The organism is Salinivibrio sp. MA351 (genome assembly GCF_001996065.1).
Taxonomy (GTDB): Bacteria; Pseudomonadota; Gammaproteobacteria; order Enterobacterales; family Vibrionaceae; genus Salinivibrio; species Salinivibrio costicola.
The window spans coordinates 1-12,628 of the sequence record NZ_MUFG01000012.1 but is presented as its reverse complement, the minus strand read 5'-3'; the positions used below and the strand labels follow the sequence as shown (position 1 = coordinate 12,628).

The following is a 12,628-nucleotide window of genomic DNA, read 5'->3' as shown; positions in this document are numbered from 1 at the left end:
GTTTTCTCCTAAAATTGCCAAAAAGGTAAATTAAATACCCATCCTGTAACCGTGAACCCGGTCAGTAAAAGAGCAAACAGGATCGCGAGTAAGCGCCACTGCATCACCTGCTTTAACATCACAAACTCAGGGACACTGGCCGCAACAGTGCTCATACAAAACGCCAGGGTCGTTCCCAGCGGCAAGCCGTTGCGTAGTAAGCTTTCCATGATTGGGATAACGCCTGTCGCATTCGAGTACAGTGGGATCCCGATAAAGACAGAGGCAGGTACCGACCACCATTGTCCGGCCCCTAAATGGGATTCGATCCAGCCATCAGGCACAAAGCCATGCAATGCGGCACCAATGCCCACACCAATAAACACCCATTTCCAAATGCGGCTAACAATGCCTTTCATTTCTTGCTTAGCAAATTGATGGCGAGCATTCAGCGTTATCTCCGATGTGTTAGAGGGCTGAGTATGCGTCGAAGTGTCAGGTTTTGCTTGCGCCTTTTCCATCGCATTAGCCGCAAATGGCTGTAACCAGCGCTGCGCGCCGATGGCATCTAAAAAACAGCCACTAACGATGCCAATAGTGATCCCCAATGCGACATATGCAAGCGTAAACTCCCATCCCAGAAGACTAAATAAAAGCAAGATGGCCACTTCGTTAATTAATGGTGAAGTAATTAAAAAGGCCATAGTGATGCCAAGCGGGATCCCTGCGGAGGTAAAGCCAAGAAAAACAGGAATGCTCGAACATGAACAAAAGGGTGTTATGGCGCCGAAAAAGCTTCCCGAGGCATAACCGAAGAAACGCTTTTTACCGGCTAAATAGTCACGGACGCGCTCAACATTGAGCGACGCGCGCAAAAGCGCAATGAGATAAATCATCACGATCAATAGAGCGAGGATTTTGGTGGTGTCTTCAATAAAAAAGTGAATCGCCTCACCCAGTCGAGTATCTGGTGATAGCCCAATGAGTTGATAAACGAGCCAATCGGCAAAATAGGTAAAGACTTCAAACATAATGCGTCCTCTTATCGCTTGTTAGCGCGCCGGTGGTTTGAAGGTCATCAGCGCTCGTTATGGATAAGACGGACACGGGCTAAAAAGGATGCAAAAAAAAATCAGTCTGAATCTCGCAAGTGGCAACATACCCGATTGTGATCATCAAACTGAATATTACACTGTACCAGCAGTATCTCACGTAAGTGCTGTCGCGCACGCTGAATACGTGATTTAACAGCTGGCAGTGAAAGTTGATGAGCATCGGCATAATCACGCTGAGTGACGCCGCCGAGATCACATTGCTCTATCACATCACGTTGATCGTCTGGTAAGCGCCGCAACGCTTTGGGTAAACACGCCATGAGTCCAGTAATAGCTGGCGGCGCATCGTAGCTCTCGGGAAGTGGTTCAGGATCCGCAACAAGTAATGTTTTACTTTGTTTTCTATATCTGTCGATCAACAGATGATGGGCGGTGCGATACAACCAGGCGCGCGGCTGTTGCACCGCGCAAAATTGCTCATTTTGTTGCAATGCCTTGAGGAAGGTTTCCTGTAATACATCCGCACTCAACACGTCATCATGCGTTTGTTTAATCAGCCAGCGATAGAGCAACGACTCATAATCACGCCATGCTTCAAGCAAGCATGGCGTCGTAGACGTTGAAGACAACTGACTAGTCATAGCGCCGTTTCATTCTTAGCGCTACATTCACTAAGGCAATCAACACCGGTACTTCCACCAGCGGCCCAATCACTCCTGCAAAGGCTTGATCAGAGTGAATGCCGAATACCGCAATCGCCACCGCAATCGCCAGTTCAAAGTTATTACCGGATGAGGTAAACGCAATTGATGCGTTGCGGTCATAGGGGATCCCCAGTTTTTTACCCACAAAGAAGCTAATAAAGAACATCAACACAAAGTAAGTTACCAGCGGTACGGCGATACGTAACACGTCAAGCGGCAACGCAATAATCGCCTCCCCTTTTAGGCTAAACATCAACACAATGGTCGCCAACAAAGCGATTAACGTTATCGGGGAAATACGTGGCAAAAAGACGTCTTCGTACCATTGTTCACCTTTTTTAGCGACCAGCACGGTACGTGATAGATAGCCCGCCAAAAAAGGGATACCCAGATAAATCAGCACACTTTGCGCGATGTCCCCCATGGTCACATCCACCACATAGCTTTGTAACCCCAGCATAGGAGGTAAAACGGTGATAAATAGCCATGCCATCACACTGTAGGTCAGGATCTGAAATAAGCTATTCAGGGCCACTAGGGCCGCGCCATACTCTTTATTGCCACCACTGATGTCGTTCCACACCAAGACCATGGCAATACAGCGTGCAAGGCCAATTAATATCACTCCCGCCATATACCCTGGCTCATCACGTAAAAACAGCACCGCCAGTGTGAACATCAGAATAGGACCCACCACCCAGTTCATGATCAGCGACAGCGTAATGGCTTTTTTATCGCGCGTGACCGAGCCTAGTAAACGATAATTTACCTTTGCCAGTGGCGGGTACATCATGAAAATCAAGCCAATCGCCAGCGGTACATTGGTGCTCCCGACCGATAAGCGTTCACTGATGGTCGCAACGTCGGGAAAAAGCCATCCCACACTGACCCCAATGGCCATGGCGAGAAAAATCCACACGGTTAAATACCGATCGAGCCATCCCATTTTTTGCGCGGCCGACGGTGCACAGGTTTCAGATTGAGACATAAGACAAATCCTTGGTTATTGCTGACGTTGAATCACTCGTGTTGCTGATGGGACACGCTACCTATTAATGATGTCCACAAGCCGTATTGCCCTGCATTACAGGCGTGACAGAGCTCAGAAGCGAGGGGTTATTGATGGCTGTGGTGCGCAAAACACCGCGCATCCACTCAGGTAAGGTTGGGTGTAATTGGTAATAGACCCACTTACCACGACGCTCTCCGACGACTAACTGATGCTTGCGTAGCTCGGCCAAATGTCGAGAAATCTTGGGTTGACTCAGGGCTAACGCCTCCATCAGATCACATACACATAACTCACCATGCTGTGAGAGCAGCAATAGAGAGATCAGCCGAGTGGGCTCAGATAAGGCTTTATAAAATGTTAGGGTGTCACACATCGCTATAGTCTACTTTGCATACATATGGCATATCATATATATGGAGTTCCATATGTCAATCTGGGCACTGGTAAATAATGATTAATTAAAAAGAGCGTGGTTTCGTCGAAAAATTCTACCTCTTTGCCATCACTCGAATAGACTTTACGCTTTTTTTACGCGGCGAATGGCGACGTTTTTGATACATTACGGGCCTTCGTGAATGGTGTGAGCTTCGAGAATGTTACAGTCTCTTCGTCGATACCCTGTGTGGGCATCTTTTAGTATGCTCGGCGTCACTCTCCTACTTTGCTGGGGATTGAATGCCTTCTTCCCAGTGACGATTGCCGTATTACTGCTTCTTCAACTCGCCGTGGCCATTGTTGCCCTGCAATCCGGCCCCTCTCTGGCTGTGCCGATATCTTTAGTGGCAGCACTGAGCTTTAATTTTCTTTTCACCGCCCCGCGCTTTTCTTTACAAATGAGCGACGTCACTGACGTCATTAATTTGGTGGTATTTATGTTGGTCGCTGGCGTGACAAGTTACATAGCACACTTTTACCGCCAACAACGTGATGAATTAGAGCAAACCCGATTAAGAAATAGCATCTTACTCTCCGTTTCACACGACTTACGTACCCCGTTAGCGACAATTATTGGTACCTTGACAACGTTGCAAGCGTATATGAATAAACTGTCGCATACAGAAAGAAATGAGCTACTCGATAGCGCGACGCAAGAAAGCCACCGCCTACATCACTACATAGAGAACTTGCTGCAAGCAACTAAATTGCAACACGGTAGCTTAGTGATCAATAAAAACGCTGAAAACATCATCGATGTTATCAATGTTTCTGTCTCTCGGTGTCATGAGCCTGAACGAGTAAAAATTACCAGCACTGAATCTCCTACTGTGCCGGTCAGCCGTGCACTAATAGAACAGGCCCTGTTTAATATTATTGATAACGCCTTAAGATATTCTCCGGCAAACACCATTGTGACTATCCATGTATATAGTCAATCAAATAGTATATACATCGATATAAAAGATCAGGGTGAAGGGATCCCCCTAAAACATGCACATAAGATATTTGATCTTTTTTATACAACGCACGAGGATAAAAAAAGCGACAGTGGATCAGGGCTGGGGCTGGCGGTTGCTAATGGAGTTATACGGGCACATCAGGGCAGGATTGAGTTAGCACACTCAGAAATAGGCTGTTTAATGAGAATTCGTTTGCCTGTGGATGGTGGAGAGTAATGATGGCATACCGCGTATTATTGGTTGATGATGAAAAACAAATCCATACATTTGTACGAATATCACTGAATGCAGAAGGGTTTGATTATCTCGGTGCATATTCATTAGAGAGCGCATTAAGTGTTATTCAGCATCAGTCCCCCGATGTGATTGTTTTGGATTTAGGCTTACCCGACGGAGAAGGTGTTTCTTTACTCAATTACATTCGAGAAAAAGGACATACAACACCGGTTATTATTCTCACCGCGCGCGATCAGGAAGAAGAGAAAATTACGTTACTCGAAGCTGGTGCGAATGATTATATAAGCAAACCATTTGGCGTGAAAGAGCTCATTGTCAGAATAAAAGTACTCGTTAGAGATTTAATCGCGCCTTCAAAGAAAACCGAGGACCTCATTCAGTGTGGTGAGTTAAGTCTATCTTTGTCAAGCCATCAATTTTGGTATCACTCTCGTTTAGTCTCGTTAACGAAGAAAGAGTTTCATTTTATGAAAATACTGATGGAAGGAAACGGCTGTTTAGTAAAACAAGATGACCTTCTCATCTCAATTTGGGGTGAGACACACAGGCAAGACAACCATTATCTGCGTGTTTTAGTCAGTCAAATAAGAAAAAAGATATGTAAGGACGCGAGTCAACACAACATAATAAAAACGGAACCTGGCATTGGTTATCGCCTTTGTGTTAACGAGGATGACCATGATTAACCCTAAAAGCACCATTCGTTTATTATCGATGCCCATTCTATGGATGGGCATTGTCCAGTTTGTATTTGGCCTGTTGTCGCTTTTTTTATTTAACGATCATATATCTAAACTTTTTTTTGGCCCAGCCATCGCAATATTGTTTATGTCGTTTTTGATCTCATTCTTCTTCAGAAGAGAAACACTAGATAATGTAGCATTTAGAGAAGCACTTATTTTTGCAACCTTGACTTGGGTTGTCACTGGTATTCTCGGTGCATTACCCATTTATTCAGTGACCGGCGTTAACTTTACTGATGCGGTGTTTGAATCTATCAGTGCATTAACCACAACAGGTGCTACGATTTTATCAGGCCTAGACGCAATGCCGCCTTCTTTTTTAATGTATCGTCAATTTCTACAATGGATGGGTGGGCTCGGTGTTGTTATTTTTGTTGTGGCGGTCTTGCCGATGCTCAATGTCGGCGGAATGCGTCTCCTTAAAGCAGAAACACCTGGCCCAATAAAAGACGACAAGCTTTCTCCTCGGATCACAAAAACCGCCCATTATCTATGGGGAGTCTATTTATCTATTACGGCATTGTGCGCTCTTTCTTATTACGTATCAGGCATGTCTCTCTTTGACGCCATAGGCCACAGCTTTACAACCGTCTCTACCGGTGGCTTTTCAACGCATGACGCTAGCATGTGGTACTTTGAAAGCCATAGCATTTTAATGATTGCTAATGTTTTTATGCTATTAGGGGCTATCAACTTTGGTTTGCATTTTCGTGTTTTTCAGCGCGGTGCAAGAGGCGTGAAGTTATACATTCAAGACGAAGAAGCCAGAATATTCGTACTCATTGTTCTTTTTTTGGGGAGTGTGTTAGGCCTCTATCTCTATAAAACCGAAACTTACCCATCATTGGCATCCTCGGTAAGCTTTGCACTTTTCCATGTCGTGTCTTTTATTACCAGTACTGGTTACGGCGCTGCTGATTTAGGTGCATGGCCGGCAGCAACTGCATTGTTTTTAGTTTTCTGTGCTTATCTTGGCGGCTGCTCTGGCTCAACAGCAGGTGGTAATAAAATCATTCGAGATATCATCACATTTAAAGTGATACGTCGTGAAATCCAACAGCTTTCACATCCGCGTGCAGTGATCCCAATTCGATACCAAAATAAGGCCGTGTCGTCTGATGTTACCAATGCCATTATGGCGTTTATGTCATTGGTAGTATTAACCACGGTTGTGTTTACGATTTTAATGATGATGACTGGGCTTGATTTTTGGACATCGTTCACTGCTGTTGTCGCTTGTATTAATGTATTAGGCCCTGGTTTTGGTGATGTAGGTAGCAATTTCCAGCCTGTAAGTGATATTGGGATATGGTTGCTTAATTTGGCAATGATTCTTGGTCGGCTAGAGTACTTTACGGTTCTAGCTATGTTATTACCCCATTTTTGGAAAATATAATAAGGTTATCATGCTATGGCACATTTTACTGTCATTGGGTTAGGTCGTTTTGGTATCGCAGCGAGCCTCGAGCTTATTCACCTTGGTCATACCGTTACCGGTGTCGATAAAGATTCTAAAATGGTTGAGCAATATGTGGAAGATTTGACCCAAGCGGTTATTTGTGACTCCACAGACGAAAATGCACTACGCGAACTTGATTTAGCAAATAGTGATGCTGTGCTTGTCGCGATTGGAGAAGATATGCAATCCAGTCTCTTGTGTACGCTTGCGTTAAAGAACCTAGGTGTCAAAGAGATTTGGGTTAAAGCCAGTACCAAAGCGCACCATACGATTGTCTCTAAATTGGGCGTGTCTCGTATTATTCATCCTGAAGAAGAAATGGGCATACGTGTTGCCCAGTCTTTAAACTATCCAATGGTTAATAATTATCTTGCCATTGGTCATGGCTTGTACGTTGTAGAAATTGAGATAAAACCCAAACTTCATGATAGGACAATTGCACATGCACTTGGCGATGCGCGGACCAGCATCACGCCATTGCTGGTTAAGCGCGGTCAAGAGGTAATCACGGGGTTAGATACAGGCTTTGAATTGCGTAAAGGCGATCAATTACTTTTGTGTGGAACCCGAGCCGAACTGAAATATATTGCCCCGAGGTTAGTGTGACATGGTGTTATGGCATCCCTCTGTTAGCCCCGTAGAGCGTAAACCGAAAGCGGGTAAGAAACTGTTAGGTGCACCACCGCTGATTCTAAGTGGTAGCTTTGCATTGTTGATTCTATTAGGAACATGTCTTTTAAAATTGCCTTTCGCAACGACTGCGCCTATCTCTTGGATTCAAAGCCTATTTACAGCAACCTCAGCAGTGACAGTCACTGGGCTTGTTGTTGTTGATACAGGTACCCAGTTCACTATGTTTGGGCAAACGGTGATTGCACTGCTTATCCAGTGTGGTGGGCTGGGTTTAATGACCTTTGCCATTGTGACGTTAATTGCGTTGGGCGGACGGATAGGTTTTTTACAACGAACCGTCGCGCGTGAAGCGTTCAATCAGACAGATGCCTCAACGTTAACGTCAACAGCTAAGTCGGTACTTGTTTTCGCGCTACTGGTTGAAGTGATTGGGATGGCAATACTCACACTGCGCTGGCAGGGCGAGCTAGGTTGGAGTGACAGCTTATTCCACGGTTTTTTTTACACCATTAGTGCATTTAATAATGCAGGGTTTGCCCTCAGCGCCGATAGCCTAATGCCATATGTCGATGATATTACAGTCAATCTGACCATTACTGCGCTCTTTATTATCGGGGGCTTAGGCTTTACCGTATGGATCGACTTGCGGCGTCATCGGCGTTGGTCAAAACTCACGGTGTACAGCAAAATGATGATCATAGGGACATGTTTAATTAATGGTGTAGCGTTAATTGCCATTTACCTCATTGAATACGACAACCCCAATACACTGGCTCCCTTGAGTGAATCTGGAAAATGGCTTGCTTCGTGGTTTCAAGCAGTAACACCGCGTACCGCTGGCTTTAATACATTGGCTATTGATCAGCTCGAGGATGCAACCACCGCCATTATCTTGGTGCTAATGTTTATTGGAGGAGGATCGCTAAGTACCGCTAGTGGCATAAAAGTCGTCACCTTTATGGTACTTGTTTTGGCAACATATGCATTTTTACGTCGTGATGAAGCGATTTACGTCTATAAGCGTGAAATAGCCAGAGACACCGTCAGTAAAGCGTTAGCACTGTCTCTTATCTCGATAGGGATGACTTGGTTCGCTATTTTTTGCTTGTTGTTGAGTGAAAGCGCAGAAATGACGGATGTGGTGTTTGAAGCCGTGTCCGCATTAGGAACGGTAGGCCTTTCACGAGGACTCACTGGGTCATTATCTGATGTAGGTGAGTTTATTATCATTTTTATGATGTTTGCTGGCCGACTGGGTCCGCTAACTTTGGCTTACTTTTTAGCCAGCCCAAGAAAGAAAAAGCTACGCTATGCCGAGACAAAGCTGGCGATAGGATAAGCGAGCGCTAGAATCATTAACGCGGTGCTGATGTGCCGCGTTGGTGGTCGTCAATACCAAAGAATTATTGGTTAAAACCCTTTACATCGTAAAAAAATGCTGTAGTGTGGCTAAAGCTCTAGATACGGAGCATCATAAGACATCAAGTCAAAGTCGAGACAGACCACGCTATTTCCCGCATAGACTCTCTGCAGTATTCCACTTTCGCTTTTTTCCTACATTGATAACCCGTTAACTTGAACACTTTATTTGCTACCACGCTGTTTATTTGCAAAAACCGATGCGCTGGTATCACTTTACTTGTGGTAATAGCTTGACTGACAACGTGCTGACTTATTAAGCAGCACAAACTGTAAAGCACCACGATCTGTTAAATATATGGAGATCCAATATGGCTGCAACAAACGGCAGACTGCGTCACTGGTATCATTTGCGCCGTGCGCAAACACAACCACAAACACCATCAACCACATTTAAATCAGTAAGGAACGCCATTGATAGTTAATTTTGCTCTTCCTAATCTTGCCAACTGGCAGGTCGTGATCCATCAGTTTAACGGGGATATTATCCTCAAGCATTTGCTTCATCGTCTTCCTGTTTTGTCTCAACCTACCCTGCGTTTTGACCCCTGCACCCAAGAAGGCGCGATTTTTAGTCAAGGTGAGTGCTTAGGCGCCTTTTCGATCGCAAGCTAATTTCCCCCCATTACGTACCACGCATCCTCGTCACCATACGCCGAGCATTGCATTGAGGCCGCCTTTCCGTTCATTGAACGAAGCTGGTAAAGTGTCTTACTATCAATAAGACAACAAAGGCAGCCTCACACGTGAAAATCATCTCTTTTAATATCAACGGTATTCGAGCGCGTTTACATCAACTGCAAGCCTTAATTGAAAAACACCAGCCTGACGTGATCGGGTTGCAAGAAACCAAGGTGCACGATGATGCCTTTCCACTCGCCGATGTCGAAGCCATGGGCTATGAAGTACACTTTCATGGCCAAAAAGCGCACTATGGTGTGGCGATGCTATGCAAAAAGTCGCCAATCAGCGTACAAAAAGGGTTTCCAACCGATGATGAAGACGCCCAACGCCGTATGATTATGGCCACGTTTGAAGGCGAAAATGGCCAACCTGTCACCGTTCTCAATGGTTACTTTCCCCAAGGGGAAAACCGTAGCCACGAAACCAAGTTTCCTGCCAAGCGTAAATTCTACCAAGATTTGATGACCTATTTAGAGGGTCGTGATCCCAGCGAACACCTGGTGGTCATGGGCGATATCAACATCAGCCCTAAAGACGACGATATTGGTATTGGCGATCACAATGCCAAGCGCTGGCTACGCACCGGTAAGTGCTCTTTCTTACCTGAAGAGCGTGAGTGGTTAGAGACGTTGATGAATTGGGGCTTCGTGGATACCTTCCGCACCCTACATCCAGCGGTGAATGATCAGTTCTCGTGGTTTGACTACCGTTCGCGCGGTTTTGATGATAACCGTGGCTTACGCATTGATGTGGTGTTAGCCACCCAAGATCTTGCCAGCCGCTGTATTGATGCGGGGATTGATTACGAGCTGCGCGGCATTGAAAAACCCTCCGATCACGCGCCAATTTGGGCCACCTTTAAATAAGCCCTCGAATTGGCCGCGCAAGCGCGCTTAACAATATCGCTTAAGACGCCGCTTAATATTATTACGCCGCAGCATGGCTATGCTGCGGCGTTTGTCATTTTGTGATATGCCTATAACAGCTAGCTCAAAGGCCGCATATGACGTAAAAAGCGACGCTCTGCTAAGCGGAACATCCATAGGATGCTAAATGTCAGCGCCATATAGAACACACCCGCGGTCAAAAAAGATTCAAAGGGCGCATAATAACGCGAATTTACAATCCGAGCCGCCCCAGTGAGATCAACAATGGTGATAATCCCTGCCACCGCTGAGCCGTGAAGCATAAATACCACTTCGTTACTGTATGCCGGTAAAGCACGGCGCATCGCACTGGGTAGAATGATCCGCGAAAAGGCTTTATACGGGCTCATGCCATAGGCAATCGCCGCTTCCACTTCTCCTTTGGGTAAGCCATTGATGGCGCCACGAATAATTTCAGCGGTATACGCTGCAGTGTTGAGGACGAATGCGACGAGCGCACAAAACCATGCATGTTGCCACAACGAATCTTCAACGTTTACCACTTGGCTTAGGCCGTAGTAAATCAAATACAGTTGGATCAGTAGCGGCGTCCCCCGAAAAAAGTAAATAAACGCCCACGCCGGATAACGCCAAAGGGGAAACTGTGCATTGCGCGCCACGGCGACAGGCACGGCCACCAGCAAACCAATCACTAACGCGGAGGCCACCAGCCATACGGTCGTCCAAAGGCCATCGAGATAAATCGGCCATGTTTCGAGTACAAGTGAAAAATCCATAGTCACCTACCGCGTATGAATACTAAAGCGACGCTCCATCCAACGCAGCCCGGTGGTCGAGATGCTGGTAAAGAGCAAGAAAATAAGCGCGACGGTAAAGTAAAACGTAAATGGCATTTGGGTCGAGCCGGCTGCCAACGCGCCTTTACGTACCATGTCATCCAAGCCAATAATGGACACCAGCGCGGTGGTTTTTAACAGTACCAACCAGTTGTTACCAAATCCTGGCAGCGCATGGCGGATCATTTGTGGCAACAAGATGCGGCGAAACGCCAAACTACTGCTCATACCATAGGCGCGCGCGGCTTCCATCTCGCCGGCGTCGACCGCCATGATGGCCCCCCGAAAGGTTTCAGCCATGTAAGCACCAAAAATAAAACCAATGGTTAGGATCCCGGCGATAAACGGGCTAACGTCGATATAGTCGGGTAAATAGGCAGTCCAGTCATGATCGGGATTTTGTCCTGCCATGTACTCATTGAGCCATTCATTCATGCCATATAAGCTGTTATTGAGCAGCATTTGACCGCCGTAAAAAATCAGCATCATCAGTACCAAATCAGGGATCCCACGAATCACCGTGGTATAAACGGTCGCAATGCCACGCAACCAACCCAATTTAGATAATTTGGCAAGCGCCCCGAGCATCCCGAGTAACATGGCCAAGCCCAGTGATAATAGCGCAACCTGAAGGGTCACCCATGCGCCTTCAAGCAGGGACCACTCGTAACCTTTCAAATCAATCATATGATTCGGGCAGCACTTTCATGCTGCCCGCCTGCCTTTTACTCGCCGTAAACGTCGTAGTCGAAGTATTTGGCAGCAATCTCGTCATACACGCCTTWTTCACGTAATGAATCAATTGCTTGATTAAGTTTCTCAGTCAGCGCTTTGTCTTGTTTGCGTGTCGCAATCCCAAAGCCCTCGCCAAACCACTCAGGGTCAGTCAAAGAAGGACCGATAAATTCAAATTCATCACCACCCTCTTTATCGAGAAGCCCTTGCTGCAAAGCGGAAGCATCCCCCAAAATGGATTCAATACGACCCGCTTTTAGATCAAGATAGGCCTCATCAAACGTACCGTAACGGACGATATCAACCGCGTCGCCATAGTTGTCGGTAAGATATTTGTCGTGTGTGGTTGCACGCTGTACACCAATTTTCACCCCGTCGAGTCCTTCTTTGGTGAAGGTGAGATCCGTGCCCTTTTCGGCCACAAACTTGTTCGGGATTAACGCGTATTTATTGGTAAAATCTACCTTTCTTTTACGCTCTTCTGTGATCGACATCGCTGCGATAATGGCATCGTATTTACGCGCCAACAGTGACGGAATGATCCCATCCCAATCTTGCGCGACGATCTTACACTTGGCCTGCATTTCCTCACACAGCGCATTGGCCATATCGACATCAAAACCTTTGAGATCACCTTCGTTTGTGGTCCAGCTAAAAGGAGGGTAGGCGCCTTCAATACCAAAACGTACGACCTTCCAATCCTTGGCTGCAACGGAGGTTGACCCAACTGCGGCCATCACGGCGGCGGCAACTAGCCATTTTTTCATCTTCCTTTCTCCTGTCGTTTAACGATGTTGTGTGGGCAAAGGCCCTATTGCATGGTTATGCTATTGATAATTATATTTAAT

General features: G+C 46.2%; 14 protein-coding genes. 7 read left to right on the top strand and 7 right to left on the bottom strand.

The window, feature by feature from the left end; genetic code table 11:
* Window positions 1–8 precede the first annotated feature (8 nt).
* The 4 genes from BZG78_RS08225 to BZG78_RS08210 form a co-directional block, all read right to left on the bottom strand.
* Window positions 9–1,010, bottom strand: coding sequence for a permease (locus BZG78_RS08225; RefSeq protein WP_077660916.1), 1,002 nt, complete (start codon window positions 1,008–1,010; stop codon window positions 9–11).
* A 101-nt stretch (window positions 1,011–1,111) separates the two neighbouring features.
* Entirely contained in the window at window positions 1,112–1,675 is a 564-nt protein-coding gene (locus tag BZG78_RS08220) for a sigma-70 family RNA polymerase sigma factor (protein WP_077660915.1), read from the bottom strand.
* Window positions 1,668–2,726: an ACR3 family arsenite efflux transporter gene (gene arsB, locus BZG78_RS08215; protein WP_077660914.1), complete on the bottom strand. Its 1,059-nt coding sequence runs from the start codon at window positions 2,724–2,726 to the stop codon at window positions 1,668–1,670. Before arsB ends, BZG78_RS08220 begins: the two co-directional genes overlap by 8 nt.
* Window positions 2,727–2,790: 64 nt before the next feature.
* Entirely contained in the window at window positions 2,791–3,123 is a 333-nt protein-coding gene (locus BZG78_RS08210; RefSeq protein WP_077660913.1) for a metalloregulator ArsR/SmtB family transcription factor, read from the bottom strand.
* A gap of 265 nt (window positions 3,124–3,388) precedes the next feature.
* On the opposite strand from BZG78_RS08210, the gene BZG78_RS08205 reads away from it, so the two are divergent.
* The 7 genes from BZG78_RS08205 to xthA all read left to right on the top strand — a co-directional run bounded on the left by BZG78_RS08205 (window position 3,389) and on the right by xthA (window position 10,188).
* On the top strand, window positions 3,389–4,363 hold the full coding sequence (locus BZG78_RS08205; RefSeq protein WP_242413001.1) for an ATP-binding protein: 975 nt from the start codon (window positions 3,389–3,391) through the stop codon (window positions 4,361–4,363).
* 2 nt (window positions 4,364–4,365) lie between these two features.
* The gene (locus BZG78_RS08200; RefSeq protein WP_021024011.1) at window positions 4,366–5,070 is read left to right on the top strand and encodes a response regulator transcription factor; all 705 of its coding nucleotides are present in this window, start codon (window positions 4,366–4,368) and stop codon (window positions 5,068–5,070) included.
* Window positions 5,063–6,523 carry a TrkH family potassium uptake protein gene (locus BZG78_RS08195; RefSeq protein ID WP_077660912.1) on the top strand — a complete coding sequence of 487 codons (1,461 nt, stop codon included), beginning with the start codon at window positions 5,063–5,065 and terminating at the stop codon, window positions 6,521–6,523. Before BZG78_RS08200 ends, BZG78_RS08195 begins: the two co-directional genes overlap by 8 nt.
* Before the next feature lie 15 nt (window positions 6,524–6,538).
* Complete coding sequence (locus tag BZG78_RS08190; RefSeq protein WP_021024009.1) at window positions 6,539–7,192, top strand: TrkA family potassium uptake protein; 654 nt, start codon at window positions 6,539–6,541, stop codon at window positions 7,190–7,192.
* A gap of 1 nt (window position 7,193) precedes the next feature.
* Window positions 7,194–8,558: a TrkH family potassium uptake protein gene (locus BZG78_RS08185; protein WP_077660911.1), complete on the top strand. Its 1,365-nt coding sequence runs from the start codon at window positions 7,194–7,196 to the stop codon at window positions 8,556–8,558.
* 494 nt (window positions 8,559–9,052) lie between these two features.
* Entirely contained in the window at window positions 9,053–9,253 is a 201-nt protein-coding gene (locus BZG78_RS15320) for a hypothetical protein (protein ID WP_077460110.1), read from the top strand.
* A 131-nt stretch (window positions 9,254–9,384) separates the two neighbouring features.
* Window positions 9,385–10,188 carry an exodeoxyribonuclease III gene (gene xthA, locus BZG78_RS08180; RefSeq protein ID WP_077460109.1) on the top strand — a complete coding sequence of 268 codons (804 nt, stop codon included), beginning with the start codon at window positions 9,385–9,387 and terminating at the stop codon, window positions 10,186–10,188.
* A 119-nt stretch (window positions 10,189–10,307) separates the two neighbouring features.
* Here xthA and BZG78_RS08175 read toward each other — a convergent pair whose 3' ends face one another.
* The 3 genes from BZG78_RS08175 to BZG78_RS08165 are packed head-to-tail and all read right to left on the bottom strand — an operon-like array spanning window position 10,308 to window position 12,547.
* On the bottom strand, window positions 10,308–10,985 hold the full coding sequence (locus BZG78_RS08175) for an ABC transporter permease (RefSeq protein WP_021024004.1): 678 nt from the start codon (window positions 10,983–10,985) through the stop codon (window positions 10,308–10,310).
* A 6-nt stretch (window positions 10,986–10,991) separates the two neighbouring features.
* Complete coding sequence (locus tag BZG78_RS08170) at window positions 10,992–11,732, bottom strand: ABC transporter permease (protein ID WP_077460108.1); 741 nt, start codon at window positions 11,730–11,732, stop codon at window positions 10,992–10,994.
* Window positions 11,733–11,770: 38 nt separating this feature from the next.
* Window positions 11,771–12,547, bottom strand: coding sequence for an ABC transporter substrate-binding protein (locus BZG78_RS08165; protein ID WP_077660910.1), 777 nt, complete (start codon window positions 12,545–12,547; stop codon window positions 11,771–11,773).
* Window positions 12,548–12,628: the final 81 nt, after the last annotated feature.

Excerpts from the sequence above, each read along its gene's own strand:
- BZG78_RS08225 (WP_077660916.1), bottom strand. The coding sequence starts at position 1,010 with ATGTTTGAAGTCTTTACCTATTTTGCCGATTGGCTCGTTTATCAACTC.
- BZG78_RS08220 (WP_077660915.1), bottom strand. The coding sequence starts at position 1,675 with ATGACTAGTCAGTTGTCTTCAACGTCTACGACGCCATGCTTGCTTGAA.
- arsB (WP_077660914.1), bottom strand. The coding sequence starts at position 2,726 with ATGTCTCAATCTGAAACCTGTGCACCGTCGGCCGCGCAAAAAATGGGA.
- BZG78_RS08210 (WP_077660913.1), bottom strand. The coding sequence starts at position 3,123 with ATGTGTGACACCCTAACATTTTATAAAGCCTTATCTGAGCCCACTCGG.
- BZG78_RS08205 (WP_242413001.1), top strand. The coding sequence starts at position 3,389 with ATGCTCGGCGTCACTCTCCTACTTTGCTGGGGATTGAATGCCTTCTTC.
- BZG78_RS08200 (WP_021024011.1), top strand. The coding sequence starts at position 4,366 with ATGGCATACCGCGTATTATTGGTTGATGATGAAAAACAAATCCATACA.
- BZG78_RS08195 (WP_077660912.1), top strand. The coding sequence starts at position 5,063 with ATGATTAACCCTAAAAGCACCATTCGTTTATTATCGATGCCCATTCTA.
- BZG78_RS08190 (WP_021024009.1), top strand. The coding sequence starts at position 6,539 with ATGGCACATTTTACTGTCATTGGGTTAGGTCGTTTTGGTATCGCAGCG.
- BZG78_RS08185 (WP_077660911.1), top strand. The coding sequence starts at position 7,194 with ATGGTGTTATGGCATCCCTCTGTTAGCCCCGTAGAGCGTAAACCGAAA.
- BZG78_RS08175 (WP_021024004.1), bottom strand. The coding sequence starts at position 10,985 with ATGGATTTTTCACTTGTACTCGAAACATGGCCGATTTATCTCGATGGC.
- BZG78_RS08170 (WP_077460108.1), bottom strand. The coding sequence starts at position 11,732 with ATGATTGATTTGAAAGGTTACGAGTGGTCCCTGCTTGAAGGCGCATGG.